Origin of the sequence: Pigmentiphaga daeguensis, assembly GCF_039523035.1 — a bacterium.
Taxonomy (GTDB): domain Bacteria; phylum Pseudomonadota; class Gammaproteobacteria; order Burkholderiales; family Burkholderiaceae_B; genus Pigmentiphaga; species Pigmentiphaga daeguensis.
Genome location: NZ_BAAAEN010000016.1, coordinates 126,960 through 146,766, shown reverse-complemented (window position 1 = coordinate 146,766; position 19,807 = coordinate 126,960). Strand labels below are relative to the sequence as shown.

Annotated in this window: 20 protein-coding genes; 12 read left to right on the top strand and 8 right to left on the bottom strand. The window is 66.3% G+C overall.

The window, feature by feature from the left end:
* Positions 1-176: 176 nt before the first annotated feature.
* Positions 177-1,181 (top strand): aldo/keto reductase, encoded by a 1,005-nt coding sequence (locus ABD104_RS19580; protein WP_087838701.1) that lies wholly within the window; start codon positions 177-179, stop codon positions 1,179-1,181.
* A gap of 15 nt (positions 1,182-1,196) precedes the next feature.
* On the opposite strand, the gene ABD104_RS19575 is transcribed toward ABD104_RS19580, so the two are convergent.
* Positions 1,197-2,135 carry a LysR family transcriptional regulator gene (locus ABD104_RS19575; protein ID WP_176400718.1) on the bottom strand — a complete coding sequence of 313 codons (939 nt, stop codon included), beginning with the start codon at positions 2,133-2,135 and terminating at the stop codon, positions 1,197-1,199.
* A 134-nt stretch (positions 2,136-2,269) separates the two neighbouring features.
* Here ABD104_RS19575 and ABD104_RS19570 point away from each other — a divergent pair, with 134 nt between their 5' ends.
* From ABD104_RS19570 to ABD104_RS19550, 5 genes are all read left to right on the top strand, one after another.
* The gene (locus tag ABD104_RS19570) at positions 2,270-2,797 is read left to right on the top strand and encodes a carboxymuconolactone decarboxylase family protein (protein WP_087838699.1); all 528 of its coding nucleotides are present in this window, start codon (positions 2,270-2,272) and stop codon (positions 2,795-2,797) included.
* 40 nt (positions 2,798-2,837) lie between these two features.
* Entirely contained in the window at positions 2,838-3,920 is a 1,083-nt protein-coding gene (locus ABD104_RS19565; protein ID WP_087838697.1) for an NAD(P)-dependent oxidoreductase, read from the top strand.
* Between the two features lie 57 nt (positions 3,921-3,977).
* Complete coding sequence (locus tag ABD104_RS19560; protein WP_087838696.1) at positions 3,978-4,946, top strand: Bug family tripartite tricarboxylate transporter substrate binding protein; 969 nt, start codon at positions 3,978-3,980, stop codon at positions 4,944-4,946.
* Between the two features lie 237 nt (positions 4,947-5,183).
* Positions 5,184-6,161, top strand: coding sequence for a Bug family tripartite tricarboxylate transporter substrate binding protein (locus tag ABD104_RS19555; protein ID WP_176400717.1), 978 nt, complete (start codon positions 5,184-5,186; stop codon positions 6,159-6,161).
* 74 nt (positions 6,162-6,235) lie between these two features.
* Positions 6,236-7,228, top strand: coding sequence for a substrate-binding domain-containing protein (locus tag ABD104_RS19550; RefSeq protein WP_087838694.1), 993 nt, complete (start codon positions 6,236-6,238; stop codon positions 7,226-7,228).
* A 16-nt stretch (positions 7,229-7,244) separates the two neighbouring features.
* Here ABD104_RS19550 and ABD104_RS19545 read toward each other — a convergent pair whose 3' ends face one another.
* From ABD104_RS19545 to ABD104_RS19535, 3 genes are all read right to left on the bottom strand, one after another.
* Positions 7,245-8,057 carry an amidohydrolase family protein gene (locus tag ABD104_RS19545; protein ID WP_254914589.1) on the bottom strand — a complete coding sequence of 271 codons (813 nt, stop codon included), beginning with the start codon at positions 8,055-8,057 and terminating at the stop codon, positions 7,245-7,247.
* A 13-nt stretch (positions 8,058-8,070) separates the two neighbouring features.
* Positions 8,071-9,042: a Bug family tripartite tricarboxylate transporter substrate binding protein gene (locus ABD104_RS19540; RefSeq protein WP_176400716.1), complete on the bottom strand. Its 972-nt coding sequence runs from the start codon at positions 9,040-9,042 to the stop codon at positions 8,071-8,073.
* 114 nt (positions 9,043-9,156) lie between these two features.
* A complete protein-coding gene (locus tag ABD104_RS19535) occupies positions 9,157-10,143 on the bottom strand; it encodes a LysR family transcriptional regulator (protein ID WP_243724487.1) in 987 nt (328 codons plus the stop codon).
* A gap of 82 nt (positions 10,144-10,225) precedes the next feature.
* Between ABD104_RS19535 and ABD104_RS19530 the strand changes: the two genes are divergently transcribed.
* A complete protein-coding gene (locus ABD104_RS19530; RefSeq protein WP_132979568.1) occupies positions 10,226-11,215 on the top strand; it encodes a Bug family tripartite tricarboxylate transporter substrate binding protein in 990 nt (329 codons plus the stop codon).
* An 11-nt stretch (positions 11,216-11,226) separates the two neighbouring features.
* Positions 11,227-12,135, top strand: coding sequence for an amidohydrolase family protein (locus tag ABD104_RS19525; RefSeq protein WP_343928052.1), 909 nt, complete (start codon positions 11,227-11,229; stop codon positions 12,133-12,135).
* A 76-nt stretch (positions 12,136-12,211) separates the two neighbouring features.
* Here the strand turns inward: ABD104_RS19525 and ABD104_RS19520 are convergent, their stop codons facing one another.
* Entirely contained in the window at positions 12,212-12,682 is a 471-nt protein-coding gene (locus ABD104_RS19520) for a MarR family winged helix-turn-helix transcriptional regulator (RefSeq protein ID WP_343928051.1), read from the bottom strand.
* 255 nt (positions 12,683-12,937) lie between these two features.
* On the opposite strand from ABD104_RS19520, the gene ABD104_RS19515 reads away from it, so the two are divergent.
* From ABD104_RS19515 to ABD104_RS19500, 4 genes are read left to right on the top strand one after another with little or no spacing between them, the layout of a single operon-like run.
* The gene (locus ABD104_RS19515) at positions 12,938-13,903 is read left to right on the top strand and encodes a Bug family tripartite tricarboxylate transporter substrate binding protein (protein ID WP_343928050.1); all 966 of its coding nucleotides are present in this window, start codon (positions 12,938-12,940) and stop codon (positions 13,901-13,903) included.
* 45 nt (positions 13,904-13,948) lie between these two features.
* On the top strand, positions 13,949-15,715 hold the full coding sequence (locus tag ABD104_RS19510; RefSeq protein WP_343928049.1) for an FAD-dependent oxidoreductase: 1,767 nt from the start codon (positions 13,949-13,951) through the stop codon (positions 15,713-15,715).
* Positions 15,708-16,010, top strand: a complete 303-nt coding sequence (locus tag ABD104_RS19505) for a 4Fe-4S dicluster domain-containing protein (protein ID WP_343928048.1) — start codon at positions 15,708-15,710, stop codon at positions 16,008-16,010. The genes ABD104_RS19510 and ABD104_RS19505 overlap by 8 nt, the downstream gene beginning before the upstream one ends.
* Positions 16,000-16,836 (top strand): alpha/beta fold hydrolase, encoded by an 837-nt coding sequence (locus tag ABD104_RS19500; RefSeq protein WP_343928047.1) that lies wholly within the window; start codon positions 16,000-16,002, stop codon positions 16,834-16,836. The genes ABD104_RS19505 and ABD104_RS19500 overlap by 11 nt, the downstream gene beginning before the upstream one ends.
* Positions 16,837-16,859: 23 nt before the next feature.
* On the opposite strand, the gene ABD104_RS19495 is transcribed toward ABD104_RS19500, so the two are convergent.
* The 3 genes from ABD104_RS19495 to ABD104_RS19485 are packed head-to-tail and all read right to left on the bottom strand — an operon-like array spanning position 16,860 to position 19,805.
* Positions 16,860-17,750 carry a LysR family transcriptional regulator gene (locus ABD104_RS19495; protein WP_343928046.1) on the bottom strand — a complete coding sequence of 297 codons (891 nt, stop codon included), beginning with the start codon at positions 17,748-17,750 and terminating at the stop codon, positions 16,860-16,862.
* Positions 17,751-17,809: 59 nt separating this feature from the next.
* Positions 17,810-18,772 carry a Bug family tripartite tricarboxylate transporter substrate binding protein gene (locus ABD104_RS19490; RefSeq protein ID WP_343928045.1) on the bottom strand — a complete coding sequence of 321 codons (963 nt, stop codon included), beginning with the start codon at positions 18,770-18,772 and terminating at the stop codon, positions 17,810-17,812.
* A 31-nt stretch (positions 18,773-18,803) separates the two neighbouring features.
* A complete protein-coding gene (locus tag ABD104_RS19485) occupies positions 18,804-19,805 on the bottom strand; it encodes an FAD-binding oxidoreductase (RefSeq protein ID WP_343928044.1) in 1,002 nt (333 codons plus the stop codon).
* Positions 19,806-19,807 lie beyond the last annotated feature (2 nt).

Genomic DNA, 19,807 nt, shown 5'->3' with positions numbered 1-19,807 from the left:
TCGGTGTTCGGCAGGCGATGATCTTGGCGGCTCCCAGCGGCCTGGGGTCGGTCAGCAGCGGCTTCGTCTGCGAAAATGAATAAATCAGGTCCGACTACTTCGAACGATTGGTTCCAGGAAGCGCCGGGGTGTTCTAGCATAGTCGGTTCCTTCCATTCTCCACCGACGCATCCATCATGACCTTGGCCACCACCCGCCTGGGCCGCACCGGCCTGACCGTCAGCCGCCTCGCGCTCGGCACCATGACCTTCGGCCTGCAGACCGAGGAATCCGTCGCCCGCCAGATCCTGGACAAGGCGGCCCAGGGCGGCATCAACTTCCTGGACACCGCCGACGTCTATCCGCTGGGCGGCGGCTTGAACACCATAGGCGCCACCGAGGAAATCCTGGGCCGCTGGCTGCGCGACGCGCCGGGCGGGCGCGCCGGCTTCGTCGTGGCGACCAAGGCCTTCGGCCGGACCGGTCCGCACCCCTGGGACCAGGGATCGTCGCGCAAGCACCTGTTGGATGCGATCGACGCCTCGCTCGCGCGTCTGCAGACGGACTACGTCGATCTCTACCAGCTGCATGGCGACGACACGCGCACGCCGCTGGACGAGACCCTGGAGGCCCTGGATACCATCGTGCGTTCCGGCCGCGCCCGCTATGTGGGCGTGTCCAACTTCCTGGCGTACCGCCTGGCCCGCGCGCTGGGCAAGTCCGAGCTGCATGGCCTCGTGCGCTTCGTCTCGGTGCAGCCCCGCTACAGCCTGCTGTTCCGCGAGATCGAGCGCGAACTGCTGCCGCTGGCGCAGGAAGAGGGCCTGGGCGTGATTCCGTACAACCCGCTGGCCGGCGGCCTGCTGACCGGCAAGCATCGCCGCGGCGCGCCCACCGAAGGCACCCGTTTCACGCTGGGCACCGCGGCCGAGCGCTACCAGGAACGCTACTGGGCTGACCGGTATTTCGACACGGTCGATGCGCTGCAGGCGCTGGCCAAGGAGGCGGGCGTGTCGTTGACGACGCTGTCGGTGGCGTGGGTGCTGGCCAACCCGGCCGTCACCGCGCCGCTGCTGGGCGCGAGCCGGCCCGGTCAACTGGACGATACGCTGGCGGCGGCGGACTACGTGCTGGACGCGGACCTGAAGCAGCGGCTGGACGAACTGACCCAGGTCTATCGCTGGGGCGATTCGGCGCGTTAGCTCCGGCGCGTTTGCTCAGGGGGCGCGCACCGCCTGGGCGATCGTCTGTATCGCTTGCCGGAACCAGATGTGAGCCGGGTCCCGGTGGTTCAATTCGTGCCAATACATGCTGATGTCCGGGTTGGCGATCTTGAACGGCGGCTGGACGGCCTTGATGTCCAGCCGCTTGGCGGCTTCGCGGGCGATGCGCAGCGGAACGGTGGCGATCATGTCCGTGGCCGCCACCACCGCCGGCACGATAAGGATGTTCGGCACCCGGATGGCGTGCCTGAACGGATGCCTGGCGTTGCCCAAGGCGCGTGCGACCGACGTCTCGATGGACCGATAGGAGGTTTCGTCGGCGCCCCAGACCACGTGGGGATACGCGAGGAACTGCCGCAAGGTGATGCGCCCGTCGATCTCGGGGTGCCGGCCGCTGACGATGCAGCACGCGCTCTGGGGATAGATGAGCTTCTTCCTGAGGTCCGACGGCGGATGCAGGATGTGGCCGATGGTCAGGTCGCATGCCTGGTCCCGCAGCGCTTCGACCGTGCCACGCATGTCCGAGGGCTGGATCGTGAGCCGAATGCCGGGCGCATGCTGCCGCAGATGGCTGGCGATCGGGGGCGCGAGCAATAGCGCCAGGCCTTCCGTCGTAAGGATGCGAAAGTGCCTCTCGGATGCCTGCGCACGGAACGTGCGTTCATGCAGGCGGCCCGGTTCGAGCAATTCCAGTGCGACCCGGGCGCGTCTGGCCAGTTCCAGTGCCTTGGCCGTGGGTACCATGCCCTTGGCCGTCCTGATCAGCAGCGGATCGTCGAACTGCCGGCGCAGCCTGGCCAGCGCCGCGCTCATCGTGGACTGGCTGATGCCCATGCGCTCGGCGGCACGGGTGACGTGGCGCTCCTGTATCAGCGCTTCGAACTGCACGAGCAACTGCAAGGTGACGGGAGAAACCGGGGAGCGGCCAGGCATGCGAGGCCTCCTGCCAAGGTCGGAATCATGGAATGGAATGAATAATGCCATCGATTCGACGCTATCGATCATCAGGCTTCCGGCTGCTTAAATCTGCTCCATGAAAAGACCATGAAACGGGACGGAGACAGACGATGGCCAGGGTTTCCTATGTGGATGAGCGTTCTCATCCCGAGCTGGCGGCGTTGATCGGACAGATAAGACAGGAGCGCCGGGGCAAGCTGATTCCCGTCTATGGGCTGCTGTTGCACAGCCCTGACGTGGCGCGCGCCTGGATGGCGCTGATCAACGCGGTGCGCTGGAGCACGCGGCTCGATGCCCGCGTGCGTGAACTGGCGATTCTCCGCGTTGCCGCCTTGAACGGCGCGTCTTACGTAATCGACGTGCATCGCCGTCATTTCACCGACGCGGACGGCCTGGCCGCCGCCGAATGCGATGCCCTGTGCGCGCCACGGGTGCCGCCTGGCGTGTTCGGCGCGGCGGATACGGCGGTCATTGCCTACGTGGATGAATCGACCTGCGGTGCGAAAGTGCCGGCGCAGGTGTTCCGCCGCGCGCGGGAGTTCCTGGACGAGCGCCAGATGGTCGAGCTGACGGTGTTGGTCGGCGCCTACAACATGCACACCCGCGTCATCAACGCGCTGGAAATCGATCCCGAATAGCCGCAGGCCGGCGCCTATCCACCTCATCATCGGAAGTCACATGTCCAGCCCTCGCATCGTCGTCGAAGAAGACGTATTCACGCGCGTCCTCGGCGTTATTCTCGACCCTTGCACCGAGGCCGCACGTATCGCGGCCTTCGAAGATTTCTTCGCCCACGACGTTCCCGATTTCCGTGCTTGGCTCGACACCGTGCGCGCGCGCTGCCAGCGGGTGTTTCCCGCTACGGTGGTGTTCGTGGCCTCGCCTTCGGAACTGCAAAGGGAACTGCCGCAGGCTGACGCGGTGCTGGTCGAATCGCTGACGGTGGGGCGTCGGGAACTGGAACTCGCGCCACGGTTGCGCGCCGTCCAGAAGTACGGTGTGGTGACCCGCAACATCGACGTGCAAGCATGCGGGCGCCAGGGGGTTGCGGTGCTGACCTTGCGCAGGCGCGCCAATATCGCCTGCGCGGAGCAGGCCATGATGATGGTGCTGGCATTGGCCAAACGGCTGCCGGAATTGAACGGGCGCACGACGGTTCGTCGTCTGCGCGACGCAGGCTTCAAGCCCGGGCCGTTCGACCGGGCGCATACCCCGAGTTCCAACTGGGCTCGTGTCTCGGGCATTTCCATGCTCAACGGCGCGACCATGGGCATCATCGGCATGGGCGAGATCGGGCGGGAAGTCGCCCAGCGCGCGCGGGCCTTCGGCATGCACGTCGTCTACACCCAGCGCACTCGGCTGGCGGCCGGGGACGAAGCGGCGCTGGGGGTCCAGTATCTGGAGATGGATGAGTTGCTTGGCCGAAGCGATTGGCTCGTGCCGCAATTGCCGGCCACGCCTTCCACCGAAAGGCTGCTGGATGCGGCCAAGTTCGCCAGGCTCAAGAAAGGCACGCGCGTGGTGAACGTGTCCCGTGCGCAGGTCATGGACCGGGAAGCGACGCTGGCCGCTCTACGCGACGGAACCCTGGCGGGCCTGGGCCTGGACACGCTCTGGAGCGAGCCGGGCGAGGACGACGACGAATTGCTGGGGTATCCCCAGGTCGTGCTGACGCCCCACATGGCGGGCAGCCCTCGCTTGAACGCCACGGCCGATTTCGAGGAACTGGTCGCCGGGCTTGACCGGGCGCTGGCGCGCTGAGGCGGTCGGGGACGTTTGGAACAAACAGGCGCCTACTGCGCCAGAGGAGGAGATTCCATGAGTCGATGCACAGCGGGTTGGGCGGCGGCACTGGCAGCGGTTTGCACGCCGGCCCTGGCCCAGGATGCCTGGCCGGAGCGGCCCGTGCGGATGATCGTGCCGTTCCAGGCCGGCAGCGCGACCGACTCGGCGGCGAGGGTGGTGGGCCTGCGCATGGGGGCGTTGCTCAAACAGCCTGTCATCGTCGAAAACCGGGTCGGAGCGAGCGGCCTGATCGGGGCCGAGGCGGTCGTGCGCGCGGCGCCCGATGGCTACACGATCCTGCTCGGCACGGTCAGCACTCAATCCGTGTCGGTCGGATTGGGCAGCAAGATGTCCTTCGATCCGGTCCGGGACCTGGCGCCTGTGGGCCTGATAGGCGCCTCTCCCTATGTGTTGGTCAGCGCCTCGCGCATCGCGGCCAAGGACCTGAACGCCTTTGTCGCCGAGGCGCGGGCCCAGCCCGGCAAGCTCACCTACGCCTCCGCGGGCAACGCCAGCATGGCCAACCTCGCCGCCCAATTGCTGGCTTATCAGGCGGGCATCCAGTTGGCGCACATTCCCTACAAGAGCTCGGCGCAATCGGTCACCGACACGATCAACGGCACCATTGCGTTGCAGTTCGGGTCGGTCATGCCCGTCTTGCCCTACGTCAAGAACGGTGCGCTCAAGGCCTTGGCGGTAACCGGCGCGCGGCGGCTGCCTCTGCTGCCCGATGTGCCGACGGTGGCCGAATCCGGATTGCCCGGCTATCGCGCTGAATTATGGATGGGACTCTTCGCGCCCAAGGATACGCCGGCGGATGTGCTGGACAGGTTGTCCCGCACGTTGAACGCCACGCTGGCCGACAGGGAGGTGGCAGACAGCCTGCTCGCTCAGGGCATACAGGCAACTCCCCTGGACCGCCGGGCCTTTGCCGGCTTCGTCCAGGCCGAGACAGCGAAGTGGAGCAAGGTGGTCAAGGATGCCGGCATCACAGGCGAATGACCGCCGGCCCCCTTCCCCGGTACGGGGCAGGGGGCAAACAGATGGCCCGCAATTTGCTTGGATGGCCGTCGGGGGATGAAGCTCCGGCTGGTCCCCGCAGGTGCACCACATTGGAATTGCCATGCCTGCGGCGTCGTGCGCATTGAGCCGACATGGGGCATTTTTTTGGCATGTTCAGTCTCAAAAAAGAGATTCATGAGAATTTCTTTAACACCGACTCTTGGGGATTCAGATATCATGAACCGCGTTTTCCGCCTTTTCTATACGGCCGTGGCCGCGTCGCTCCTGCCCTGCCTGGCCAGTGCGCAGACGTATCCCAATCGTCCCGTCAAGATCGTGGTGACGTTCACCCCCGGAGGCGCGGCCGATGTCACGGCCCGTGTGTTCTCCGAGAAATTGGCGGAGCTTTGGAAGCAGGGTGTGGTGGTCGAGAACCGCCCCGGGGCCGGCGGCTCGATCGGCGCCGAAGCGGTGCTGCGAGCGCCGGCGGACGGCTACACCTTGCTGCTCGCGACCAATACGCACGTCATCAATCAGGTCGTCTATCCCAACCTGGCGTTCGATTTCACCAAGGACTTCGCGCCGTTGGGGCTATTGACTTCATCACCGATGATGCTGGTGACCAATCCTTCCCTGCCGGCCAGGAACATGAAAGAGTTCACGGCACTCCTGAAGGCCAATCCGGGCAAGTATGAGATTGCCAGTTGCAATGTCGCCAGTCCTCATCATTTCGGCCTGGAGATGTTCAAGCATGCGATGAACATCAAGGCGTTGCATGTTCCGTATCGCGGCTGCACGCCCGCCGTCGCCGACGTGCTGGCAGACCATGTCCACGCGGCAGCGGTATCGGCCCCGGCCGCCATCGCTTTCACCAAGAACGGCAGGCTGAACGCGCTGGCGCTGTTTTCCACCGAGCGTAGCGAGTCGGCCGCCGGCGTGCCGACGATACGCGAGTCGGGCATTTCCGAACTGAAGGACTTTTCGCTGGACAACTACTATGGACTGATGGCGCCTCCTGGCACGCCGGCTCCTGTGCTCAAGAAGATAGAGGAAGATATGCGCCGCGTGGCCGCGATGCCGGACGTACAGAAGCGCTTGAGGGACGCGGGGCTGGACATGCTCGTGATGAATCCCGAGGAGATGATGAGGCTGGTGCGCGCGGATTACGAGAAGTACGCGCGTGTCGCCAGGGACGCGAATATCCAGCCCGAGTGATCCGTCCGTGCCGCCGCCATCACCGGCCGGGGCGGCCCGGTTCTTCCCATTGGATTTCGAAACCAGGAGACCACATGTCCACCTTGCAGCTCAGCCTAGGCTGCTGCGACTACGACCGCACGCGCGCATTGTTCGATGGCCGGGTGGCCGTCGAAGGATGCGAGCTCGTTCCGCTCGCCCTGCATCCCGAAGAGATCTTCCATCGCGCCTTCAACGGCCAGGAGTTCGATATTTCCGAACTTTCCTTGAGCAGCCATACGGTCATGACGGCGCGCGGCCAAACCGACTACGTCGCCATTCCCGCGTTCGTCTCGCGTGTATTCCGTCATTCCGGCATCTACATCCGGACCGATCGGGGCATTGACAGTCCCGCGGCGCTCAAGGGCCGGAAAATAGGCGTGCCTGAATACCAGATCACCGCCAACGTCTGGATCCGGGGCATGTTGCAGGACGAGTTCGGGCTTCATCCGCGCGACGTGCATTGGCGCCGGGGCGGAGTGGAGCAGCCAGGCCGCGAAGAGCGAGCACCGATCGATCTGCCGCCCGACATCGACGTGCGCCAGATCGGCAATGACGAGACCTTGTCGGGGCTTCTGGAGTCGGGGGAACTCGATGCGGTCTTCAGCGCCAAGGCACCGTCTTGCTTTCAGCGCGGGGCGCCTGGCGTGGGCCTGATGTTTCCCGATTTCCGCGCGGTCGAGCGGGATTATTTCGCCCGTACGCGCCTTTTCCCCATCATGCACGTGGTGGGCATCCGCCGCGCGCTGGTGGAGAAGCACCCCTGGCTGCCGGTCAGCGTCTACAAGGCGTTCGTCCAGGCCAAGCGCCTGGCCATGGAAGAGCTTGCCCAGATCGGGCATCTCTATGCCTCGCTGCCCTGGGGCGTGGCCGAGTACCAGGCATCGCGCGAGTTGATGGGGGACGATTTCTGGAGCTACGGACTCGAGCCGAACCGGCACGTCCTCGAGACTTTCACTCGCTATCATCACGAGCAGGGACTCTCGCCACGCCGCGTGGCCCCGGAGGAACTGTTCCACCCTGGCGTGCTGAACCTCTCGAAGAACTGACGTACCAGATGGCGGCTCAGGAGAAATAGAAGCGCAGCGCGGTGTCGCCGAATATCCGGCGACGGATGGCGGGATCGGCAATGGTGTCGACCAGCCAGTCGATCGCGGCCGGGTAGCTCATGGTCGATTCGGCGCCAACGAAGGGGCAGTCGCTGGCCCACATCAGGCGCTCGTGGCCCGCTTCGCGGCACAGGGCCTGCGCGCACTCGCGAGCGTTGGCGCCCAAGCGGTAGGCGCCCGACAGCTTGACCCAGGTCCTCCCCTTTTCCACCGCGCGCAGCATGGCCCGGAAGCCTTCGCTGTCGACGCCGGCGACCGGATCCGGTCGCCCGATGTGGTCGATGACGATCTTGACGCCCGAGCGTTGCAGCGCAGGCAGCACTTCAGGAAGACGCGGTCCTTCGATATGGACGTGAACGTGCCAGTCGAGATCGGTCAGGCGGCGCAGGAATTTGCGGTAATCCCAGGAATCCAGGTCGGGCAGGCGGTCCAGGCTGATGAAAGGCAGGCGTACGCCGCGCATGCCCGCCGCATGCATGGATTCCAGAACCTGCCGTTCGATCGAGGGTTGCACGATGACCGTACCGCGCAATCGCGCCGACTTGCCCAGAGACTCGAGCACGTAGTCGTTGTAATCCCCCCAGGGACTGGCGGCGGCGATGACGGCGTAGTGCACGCCATGCCGGTCCATGGTGTCCAGCAGTTGCTCCACCGTGAAGCTGTAGTCCGGGCTGTGCCGCGGGTTGGGCACGAGCGGCATGTCGCGCGTGAAGACGTGGACGTGGGCATCGACCAGTACCGCGTCGGCCGGGGAAGTCGCGAAGGTCACGGAAAAGCTCCTGCTAGTTCTGTTGCATGGGAATGCCCGCCTTGCGGATGACGTCGGCCCACTTGGCGATGTCACGCTTGAACACGTCCGCCAGCTCCTCGCGCGTGCTGCCCTGGGCCTGCGTGCCGAGTTCCTCCAGGCGCTGGCGGATGGCGGGTTCGCGCAGTACTTCGTTCAGCGCGGCGTTCAGGCGGTCCAGCCTGCGGGGCGGCGTGCCGGCCGGTGCGAACAAGGCGTTCCAGCCGGCGACTTCGTAGCCGGGCACGCCGCTCTCGGCCACGGTGGGCACCTTGGGCAGCCAGCTCGAGCGGCGGCTGCCGGTGGCCGCGATCGGCGTTGCCTGGCCCGACGTGATGGCGCCCTTGAGCGCCGCATAGGACTCGAACATCACGTCGACGTCGCCGCGCAGCAAGGCGGTCAGCACTTCGGGCGTGCTCTTGAAGGGCACGACCATGGCATCGATGCCGGCCATGGACTTGAACAGTTCGGCCGACAGGTTCTGCGTGCTGCCCGGGTTGATGGTGCCCAGCACCAGTTGGCGTTTCCTGCCCTCGGCCAGCAGCGCGGGCAGGGATTGCAGCTTGCCCTTGGCGTTGGTCAGCAGCACCAGGTCGAAGTAGGCGACGGTGGAGACGGGTTCGAAATCGGCGACGAGGTCGTAGGGCAGCTTGAAGAGGGTCTTGCTGATCGCCGTGCCGTTGGCGAACACCGCGAGCGTATAGCCGTCGCGCGGCGCGCCCAGTACGGCGTTGGCGGCCACCACGCCGCCCGCGCCGGGCTTGTTCTCGACCACGACCTGCTGGCCCAGGCGTTCGGACAGGCGCTGCGTGACCAGGCGCAGCGAGATGTCGGCCAGCCCGCCGACGCCGAAGGGCACGACCACGCGTATGGGCTGCTCGGGGTAGCGGTCGTCCTGCGCGTGTAGCGGGGCGGTGGCGGCGAACATCAGCGCGGCGGCAATGGGCCGCGCGGCGCGGTGGAACATGGCGGTCTCCTCGTGGCGCGGTCCGGGCCCGTGCCGAGGCATGCGGGAGGACCGTCGATTCGCCGCCAGTCTAGGCAACCGGGGTGGCGCGGACAAATGAATTGTTTGGCGGATTCATGCGCGCCGTTCATGGACGGCCGTCAGGCGGTCCCGGATCTCGGCCACCAGCAGGTCGCGCATGGCCTGCGCGGCCGGAGCGAGCACGGCGCCGTGGCGCGTGACCACCGCCAGATGACGTGCCACCGAGGGACCGGCCAGCGGCCGCGTGACCACGCCGGGCGCCCTGGTGGCCGACAGCGCCGGCACCACGGTCAGCCCCAGCCCGTTGGCGACGAAGTCCAGTGCGATCGACGTGTGCTGGGCCTCGTAGGCCCAGCGGAACTGCAGGCGGCGATCGCCCAGCGCATCGTCGATGGTGGCCGCGTTGCCGGCGGGCAGGCTGATGCGGATCAGGGGTTCGCCGCGCAGGCGCTCCCAGTCCACTTCCCTGGCTCGCGCCAGGCGGTGGCGGGGCGGGCAGGCCAGCACGAACGGTTCTTCGGCGAACACGTCCATGTCCAGCCCGAACCGGTTCGAGCTGGCCAGCGACACGCCGAAGGCCGCGGTGCCGTTGTGCACGTGCTCGGCGATCTCGCCGATGGAATCGTCCAGCACGCGCACCGAGATGTCCGGATGCTGCGTCGCGAAGCGCAGCAGCGCCGGCGACAACTGGGTGGCCGCCAGGGTCGGCAGGCAGCCGAACACCAGCCAGTGCGGCGCGCTGCCCGCGTGCTGGCGCACGGTATCGTAGGACAGCTCCAGCTCCTGCATGGCCTTGCGCACGCGCGGCAGCAGGGCGCGGCCGGCATCGGTCAGCGTGATCGCGCGCGTGGTGCGCGTCAGCAGCTTCATGCCCAGGCTGTCCTCCAGCTTGCGCAGGCGATGGCTGACCGCCGTCTGGGACAGGTTCAGGTGCGTGGCGGCCGGCAGGAAGCCGCCTTGCTCGACGATGCAGAGAAAGGCCTGCATGCCGAGGAAATCGATTTGCATGGATGCCTCGTCGGAAGGAAAACGGCACAGCGACATCATCATCACGAGCGGGGCGGCATGCAAGGAATTCATGGACTGGTGCAAAACAATCATTTGAGGCGGGTCGGCCACCGCCTCTAAGCTCAGCGTCCCGCAAACCAGGAGGCGAGACCCGATGCCGTGCCCATACCCTGTCCGTCGCGCGTGGCTGCATGCCACCGCCTGCCTCGGCGCCAGCCTGGCACTGGCCGCGCCGGCCCAGGCTTCCCGCTATCCGTCCCGGCCGGTCACGATGGTGGTGCCGTTCTCGGCCGGCGGTTCGGTGGACGCCGTGGCGCGCATGCTGGCCGCGCAGCTCGGCCGGCGGCTCGACGCTCAGTTCGTGGTCGAGAACGTTCCTGGCGCCGGTGGCGTGATCTCCACCCAGCGCGTCGCCCGCGCGGCGCCCGACGGCTACACGCTGCTGTTCACCACGCCCAACCACACCATCAATCCGGCGATCACGCCACGCCTGTCCTTCGATACGGAAAAGGACTTCGCGCCCATCGGACTCATCGCGCAGATCCCCGAGCTGCTGGTGGCCAACGGCCAGCAGCCCTTCGACGACTTCAAGGGCTTCGTCGATTTCGCCCGCAAGAACCCGGGCAAGCTGACCTACGGTTCGGCAGGCAACGGCACGCTGCCCCACGTCACGATGGAACTCCTGCTGGAGAGACTGGGCATCCAGGTCGTGCACGTGCCCTACAAGGGGGCGGCGCCGGCGCTCAACGACCTGCTGGGTGGCCAGATCGCGGTCAAGATGGACACCGTCACCACCTCGCAGCCGCATTTCGCCAGCGGACGGATCAAGCCGCTGGCCATCGCCAGCGCGAAGCGCTCCGCGTTGCTGCCCGAGGTGCCGACCATCGCCGAGTCCGGCGTGCCGGGCTACGAAGGCATCCTGTGGCTGGGCGTGCTGGCGCCGGCGGGCACGCCGCGCGAGGTGATCGACGTGTTGCACCGGACGATGGCGGATATCGGCAAGGACCCCGCCTGGAACAGCCAGTTGCAGGCGGCGGGCGTGGAGCCCAGGACCAGCACGCCCGAGGACTTCGCCGGCATGATCTCGGCCGAGATCCGGCAATGGAAGGACGTGGTGCGGCGTGCCCGCATCACCGCGAACTGATGGAGAACCCCATGTCCGGCCAGGACGCGCTTCCGCTGACGCCGCCGCCCGACCCGCACCCGCGCAAGCCCCGGCTGGCCGCGCCGGCGGGCGCCATCGATTGCCATGTGCACTTGTTCGGACCCGCCAGCCGCTATCCGTTCCACCCGGGCAGCAAGTACCGCTCGGCGGACGCGCTGCCCGAAACCAACATCGCCTTGCAGGACACCTTGGGATTGTCCGGCGCGGTGGTGGTCAGCGGCGCCGGCTACGGCCAGAACCCGGACCACCTGGCCGAAGTGCTGCGGCGCTTCCCGGACCGCTTTCGCGGCGTGGCGCTGCTGCCCGACGACGTGGACCGCGCGCGCGTGGCCGAGCTCGACGCGCTGGGCGTGCGCGGCGCCCGCTTCGTCAGCCACGGCCATCGCGGCGCCTTGCCCCGATTGTCGTCGCCGCGCATCCCCGAGCTGATCGCCGAGTTCGGCTGGCACGTCCAGTTCTATCCGCATGGCACCGACCTGGTCGAACATGCCGATGCGCTGCTGCGGCTGCCCAACCGCATCGTGCTGGACCACTTCGCCTGCATTCCCGCCGCGGGCGGGGTGGAGCAGCCGGCCTTCCGGCGGCTGCTGGAGCTGCTGGATACCGGGCGTGTCTGGGTGAAGATCTCCGGCCCCATGCGCTGCACGGCACAGGACTACCCCTATGCCGCCGTCACGCCTCTGGCGCGCGCGTTGGTGCGGCACGCCCCGGAGCGGCTGCTGTGGGGCAGCGATTGGCCGCACACCAACATGCAGGGCAGGGCCATGCCCAACGACGGCGACCTGTTCGATCTGCTGGGGGAATGGGTGGACGAGCGCCCGGTGCTCGAACGCATCCTGGTGGGCAACCCGCGCGAGGTCTACGGCGAGTTCGGCCAGGACGCCGCGGCGCGGGACTGACGGGCCCGCCCGGGAGCGCTTGCGCGAGCGCGCCGGGCGGCGCCGGCGGACACCCCCTGGACGGGGCGCAGACCGCTCATTCCAGATTGCGCTGGATTTTCAGCAGCAGCTCCATCAGCTTGTCGGTCTCCTCCCGCGATATGCCCGCCAGCGATGCCTGGTTCACCTCGATCGCGAACGGGATCAGTTCATGGGCCAGTTGCTTGCCGGCATCCGTCAGATAGACGTGGACATTGCGTTTGTCCTCGATGCTGCGTTCCCTTCGCACGTAGCCGTTTCTTTCCAGGATGCTGATGGCCGGCACGGCGGTGGTCTGGTGAACACCGACGCGCTCGGCCACGTCCTTCTGATTGAGCCCGTCTTCGTTCCATAGTATTCGCAGAAAGATCCACTGCGCGGAGGTGACGTGACGCTCGCGCAGCTTCTGGTGCAGCTTGTTCTTGAAGGCCAGGTGGGTGCGGCGGATTTCCGCCCCGACAGGGGGCAGATCGCTCGCCCGCCGCGTGCGTTTCGAGGCGGGCGAGCGGCTGGCGGAGGGCAACTCCATGTAAGGCAGTTGCGGGTCGGCGGCTTCGGGCCGGGGTCCGGTCTGCCTGCTTCGACGAGGAGGGGTCATGGATCGGGATGAACGAGGGTTGCTGGCGGAACGCCTTGTTATACCAGCTCGCCTCGTCCGTTGCTCCCGGCTGGCCAAGGCTTGACGAGCATGAGTCGCGGAATTAAATTGATATTAAATCATTTGATATAAATGTAATTTCGAGACCGGGTCGAAGCCTTTTCACCGGCACACAGGAGACAACAGATGAAGCGCATTCTTTTCCGGGGGCTGCTGCTGGCAGCCGCGGCAGTCGTCCTGCCGGCCCATGCTCAGCACTACCCTTCCAAGCCCGTCAAGATCGTCGTGCCCTTTCCGCCCGGCGCCCTGACGGATACGCTGGCGCGGTTGCTGGCCGGACGGCTGCAGGAAAAATGGGGCCAGTCGGTGATCGTGGACAATCGGGCGGGCGCATCGGGCAATATCGGCACCGAATCGGTGTTCAGGTCCGACCCCGACGGCCACACGCTATTGTTCACGCCCCAGGCGCCGCTGGTCATCGCCAAACTTCTGAATCCCAAGCTCGCCTTCGATCCGGACCGCCTGGCGCCGGTTGCCGTGGTCACGCGCAGCACGGTGGTCGTGGTGGCCAACCCCAAGACGCCTTTCACCAATATCCGGCAGTTGATCGACTACGCCAAGGCCAATCCGGGGCGGCTCAATTTCGCGTCGACGGGATTCGGCAGCACGGCCCACTTGTCCAACGAGCTGCTGTTCGAGATGAGCGGCATCAAGGGTGTCAACGTCCCGTATCAGGGCATCACGCCGGCGTCCACCGCCCTGCAAGCCGGCGAGGTCGACGTATTGTTCGATGCCATGGGCCACGCGCTGACCAGCATCCAGGCGGGCAAGCTGCGCATTCTCGCCGTTGCCGGAGCTGCCCGCAGCGACGCCCTGCCCGACGTGCCGACGGTCGCTGAAACCCTGCCCGGCTTTCTCTCCACCCTGTGGACCGGCGTCGTCGCGCCGCCCGGCACGCCGGCCGGGATCGTGAACAAGATTTCGGCCGATATCGCCGAGGCGCTCAAGCATCCGGAGTTCGCGGGGCGGATCGACAAGCTGAACGGCATCGAGGCCGTAGGCAGCACGCCTGCCGAGATGAACGAAGTGATGCGGGAAGAGCGGGAGCGTTGGGCGCGCGTCATCCGGGTCACCGGAGTGAAAACGGAATAGACCCGCGCACGATGCCGATCCCATCTTTCACCCGCCGGAATTTCCATGTATCCCATCGATTCGATTGACGCCGACGTGCTGGTGGTCGGCGGCGGCTTCGCCGGCGCCTGGGCCGCCTTGCGAGCGGCCGAATCCGTCCCGCGGGTCGTTCTCGTCGAGAAAGCCTATGTGAGCCGTAGCGGCGCCTCGACGATGTCGGGCGGCGTGACGACCTGTCCGCTGCCCGGCGACGACCTGGACGAATGGGTGCGCGAATTCGTCGAGCGCGGCGACTACATGTGCGACCAGGACTGGACGCGCAAGCTGCTGGAGGGACAGCGGCAGCGCGTCGCCGAACTCGCGCAGTGGGGCGTGCCCATATCGCGGGACGATCGAGGCGCCATCCGGCAGTTTTCCAGCCGCGGCATGGTGGCGGTCCGCTGCATGCAGTACAGCCCGAAGCAGGCCATGGAGGCGCTGCGGCGGCAAGCGATGGCGCGCGGCGTGCGTATCGTCGACCGCTGTTGCGTGACCGAGCTGATCTCGAGCGATGGCGCCTACCCCACCGGCGGCGCGGTCGCCGGCGCATTCGGCTTCGACGTCAAGACCGGCCGGTGCATGGCTTTTCGTGCCAAGCGGACGATCGTGGCCACGGGCCAGCTCAGCATGAAGGGCGTGCACCACGTCGACAACGATACCGGGGACGGCGTCGCGATGGCCGCGCGCGCCGGCGCGCGGTTGCTCGATCTGGAGTTCTCCTTCGGCGGCACGTTTTCCGTGCTGATGAAACGCTACAACCTGGGCAGCTACAACGTCGCCATCGCGCATGGTGCCAGGCTGATCAACCGGCTCGGCCAGCGCTTCATGGAGCGCTACGACCCGGTGCGCTTCGAGCGCAGCGAACTGTCGCGAGTGGTGGCGGCTTTCGTCAAGGAGGTCGTGGACGGCAACGGACCGGTATGCCTGGACCTGCGCCACTGCGACGAATCGTACTGGACGGATCTGCGCGGCATGTCCATGGCCAGCGGCGGCACCGTGCTGCTGTCGGACCGCATTGCCGATCCCCGGGTCCATCCGATTCCCATCGAGCCGACCTGGGGCCTGTGGAGCGGCGGCCGCGGCGGCGTGGAAATCGACATCCACTGCCGCACGACGCTGCCCGGCCTGTACGCGGCCGGCGCCACCGCCAAGAATCCGGCCACCGGCACGCATGCCAGCGCGGGCGCCCCCACCGCGTTTGCCATGAACTCCGGCTACTACGCCGGCGAACATGCCGCCCGGGAGGCCCGGCAAAGCGCGCTGCCGGCCATTCCAGCGGCCACGCTCGAGCAGCTCGCGCACCGGGCGGTCGGCCCTCTGGCGCACGCCGGCGCGGGTCCGGGCGCGGACGCGCTGCACGATCGCCTCGGTATGCTGGGCGGCTCCATCGTCGAGTCGATGGACCTCCACCAGGCCAAACTGGAACGGTTGATCGGCCGCTCGCTCGAACTGCACGCCGACGCGCTGGCGGCGGGCGCCGCGAACGTCCATCAACTGATCAAGGTGCACGAAGCGCGCAACATCGCCGAGAACTGCCTGATGCTCTACCGCTGCGCGCTCGACCGCACCGAAAGCCGGGAGCAGTTCTACCGTTCCGACCACCCCGAAACCGATGACGAGAACTGGTTCTGCCTGCATGGCATCAGCCGCACGCCGGCCGGCGACAGGCTCGAGCGCATTCCGATCCGGATCGACCGGTTCGCGCTGCAGCGCCGCCCCAAGCCTCGCCGCCCCAGCCCCAGCCCCATCGCCGCCATCTTTGCCGGCACGTACGACCCTGCCGACTATGACTGACACGAACGTACGCCCCGTCACGCTCGACGCGAGCGTCTGCACCGACTGCCGGCGATGTCTGGATGCCTGCCCCACCGGGGTCTTCCAGCCGGATCCGGAAAGCGGCCGTGTCCGCGTCGTGTATCCGGACGACTGCCACGTATGCTTCTTGTGCGTGCCCGATTGCCCGGCCGGCGCCATCGCCGTGTCGTGGGATGCTCCCAATCCCCGCCTGCGCAGCATCTACGACACCCTGGACATCGTGCTGGCCGAGCCTGCCCGCCACGAACGGAGGCTTGCCGACGATGAAAACTGAGTCGCCCTGGGTAGGGCTGCACGTGGCGGTGGCCGGCTCGAAAATGTTCGTCCGGGTCCAGGGAAACGGCCCGCCGGTCCTGTTGCTGCATGGCGGCGGCCCGGGCACCTGCGGCGAGGGCTGGACTCCGTTCGTCGCGGCCTGCTCCGGGCAGCGGCAATATCTGGCGCCCGACCACCTCGGGTTCGGCTACAGCGATGTGCCGGATATCGACTACGGCGGCAACATGCTTGCGCAGCGCGTCATCGAGCTGATGGATACGCTGTGCCTCGGACGGGTTGCGCTCGTGGGCCATTCGATGGGGGCCGCCGTTGCCGCCGCCGTCGCCGCCGCGCGCCCGGAATCGATCAGCCACCTGGTGCTGATCGCGCCGGGGGGAGGCACATATGGACTCGCCTATCGGTCGCCGGGCATCGAGCAGATCGCGCGTATCGTCGACATCCCGTCTCGGGACAACATGCGGGCGCTGGTGCGGTTGATGAGCAATTGCCCCGCGAGCCACGATCGGCAGGTGGAGCAGCGCATGCGGCTCGTCGCCCGTCCTGGGTTGATGGACGTGCAGCGTCGCCTGCTGCAGGCCCGCAGCGGCGTGTCCGCCGCGGAACGGGCGGAGCTGGCCGGGAAGCTGCGGGCCCTGACCCAGCCGGTCGCGCTGGTGTGGGGGGAAGAGGAACGATTCAACCCCGGCGGCCTGGGCCCGCTCATCAGGGAAAAACTGCCGCCCCAGACCACCTACCATGTGATTCCCGGGGCGGGGCACAACGTGCAGTACGACGAGCCGGAGCGCGCGGCAAAGGTGCTGGACGAGGTGCTCGGCGCATCGTAGCGCCGAGCCGGCGGTCTGCGTCGTCAGCGCGCTGATCTCGCCCGCGCCACTCTGGGGACTTCGTCGAACAGGGCCGCCGCCGCTGCCGACATCGGCAGAATGGATGATGCACACAGCCACAGCGTGCGCGACAAAGCGGGCTTCACGATGCGACGGGCATGAGCAGCACCCAAACCTCCGTGGATTCCGAGCGCGCATGCGGGCACGATGGTCGAGATGGCGCCCGATGATGCCGCCACCAGGAGTGAAATGACGGATTCGAATTCCGCCACCACTTTCGCCTGGTGACCAATGGTGTTGAAGGACCGGTCTATCTGATCGCGGATCGCGTTGCCCTTGACTGGCAGTGCCAGAGCTTGGCCGGCCAGAGCCGCCAGTGAAATGTCGGAATCATTCTCGGTACTGCACGAAACAAAGAAGAAACGTTCGGCCCGCAAACGGATGGACCGGGTATCGGCGGGTGGTGTGTCGGCCGTGATCAGGCCCAGGTCAAGGTTGCCGCGGTGCACCCCTTCCAGAATCGAGGCGGTCGGTGCTTCGACGACCTGGAACTGGACCTGGGGCCATTTTTTCAATATGTGGGCTACCAGCGGCACACCGAGCGACTGTGCAAGGCTCGGCAGCACCCCCAGCGCGACGATGCCGGCCGGTATGCTTGGCAGCTCGCGCGCCGCGCTCAACAGTTCCCGTTCCTGACGCAGCATTGCCTGGGCGTGATTCAACACCCGTATCCCCGCGGGTGTGAGGCGTACGCCGCGGGCGTTCCGTGTGAGCAACTGCGCGTGCAATTCGGATTCGAGCAGCGCAATCTGTTTCGATAGGCTGGGTTGGACCATGCCCAATTGGCGTGCGGCAGCCGAAAAGCTGCCGCATTCCACGATTCGCACCAGGTATTTCAGCTGCCGCAGGTCCATCTCAAGGGAGCGAGTGACGTTGGCGCGTATTCTAGCCTGCCCATGTCGGGTTCATGAGTTCAGTCGGCGCGCATATCCGCCTGTTCGGCCACTGCTTTCCAGTGTGCCCGGGTGCGGTCGAGCCAGGAACGGGAGGACGCGGGATCGAGGCCCGCGGCACGCCAGTCGTTGGAACGCAGGCGTTCGACCGCCTCGGGCGTCCGCAGGGCTTCTATTGCCTTTGCGCTCAATAGCTGCATCGTCTGGTTTGGAACATTGCGTGGTGCGAACAATACGAAAGCAAAGGCGACCTCGTAGCCGGGATAGCCGAGTTCTGCGACTGTCGGCACTTCGGGCAGCAGCGCCGAACGTTCGTGGCCCGAAGATGCCAAAGGCCTGACCCGTTTCGCGGTGATATGTGGCATCGCACCCGCCGTCACAACGAACGAGGCGTCGACGCGTCCTGCCGCGACATCAGTAATTGATTGCACGGCCCCTTTGTAGGGGACGTGGATGCCGCGCAATCCGGTCACTTGCTGCAAGCTTGCCATGGCCAAATGGGCGGGGCTGCCGACTCCCGCAGTCGAGTACGAGATGGGGCGTTGCTTGGACAACCCGACGAGTTCGGCGAGAGTGGCTGCGGGCAGCTTCTCATGCACAATCAGTGTGTGCTCGTTGGTGGCGAGGATGGATATCGGCACCAGGTCGTCGCGTGGATCGAACGGCAGCCCCGTATATAAGCTTGGATTGACGGTCACGGTGGTGTCCACTGCCATCAATAGGGTGTAGCCATCGGGCTGTGCCCGGGCTAGCGCCTGCGCGGCGATGTTGCCTCCGGCTCCTGGCAGATTCTCGACTACGACGGATTGCCGCAATGACTGTGACATGCCGGCAGCGATCGTTCTCGAAAAAGTGTCGAGCGGACCGCCGGCTGTCGTGGTGACCAGCATCCGTATCGGTTTGGCCGGGAATTCGCTCGCCCCCACGGGCGCGAGACAAACACTGCCAATCAGCAGGGTCATGCCAAGTATTCTTTCAAACATGTGCGTCTCCTCTTGTTGGTATGCCTGCCGGTCAGCTGGGCAGAAATTTTTCGGTGAAGATACGAAGCGGCCCGCCCTGCCATTGCGTTAACCGTTCCTGGGCTGCATCCAGCATGCCCGGCGGGCCGCAAAGATAGGCGTCGCAGGGGCCATCCGTAGCAGTTCGGACATGGTCAGTCACGAGTCCAGATTTACCTTGCCAGCCGGGGCTGGTCTCGGTGGGTACCAGATGGATGCTCAGGCCCGGCAACGCAGCCGCCAACACGTCGAGCCGGTCCAGCCCGAACAAATCGGCCTGCGTACGGGTGCCGAAGTACAAGTCCACCTGCGGGGCCGTCTCTTCAAGCACTGGAGACGCCAGCATGGCAAGCATCGGTGCCAGCCCGGTTCCGCCGGCAACCATCACTATTCGCCCGGCAGGCCGACGTAGGTAGAAATGTCCGAATGGTCCGGCAACTAGCATGAGATCGCCTGGTTTGGCGCGCTGGAGGTATTCGCTCATCGCACCGCCGGGCAGCGCTCTGATGAAGAACTGCAGCGGGCCATGGCTGGTGCATGGCGTGGCGAACGAATAGCTGCGCCATAGCGATGTGCCGGGCACTTGCAGATGGGCGTACTGGCCTGGCAAGTACGAAAGCGGCTGCTCCGCAGTTTCGAGATCGAGCCGGAAGACCGAAGCTCCCGTCCGCTCCACGGCAACGACCCGGGCCTCGAATTCTTTTACCGCCGCACCGCTCAGGGCGAACCGCGCAGCGTACGGCACCTCGATCACACAGTCTCCCAGCGGCCGCGCTTGGCAGGCCAGCAGCATGCCAGCCTCTGCTTCAGCGGGCGACAGTGCGTCGGCGGAGACGTCGCCGTGATCCCAGTTGCCGTCGGCGCAGCGCATTTTGCAGGTTGCACACGCGCCTTCCAGACAATCAGTCTCGAGCCTTATGCGATTGCGCAGAGCAGCCGAATAAAGCGTTTCACCGGATAGCGCCTGGATGCTGCGCATGACGCCGTCTTCGAATACGAAGTTGACAGTCGGCATGC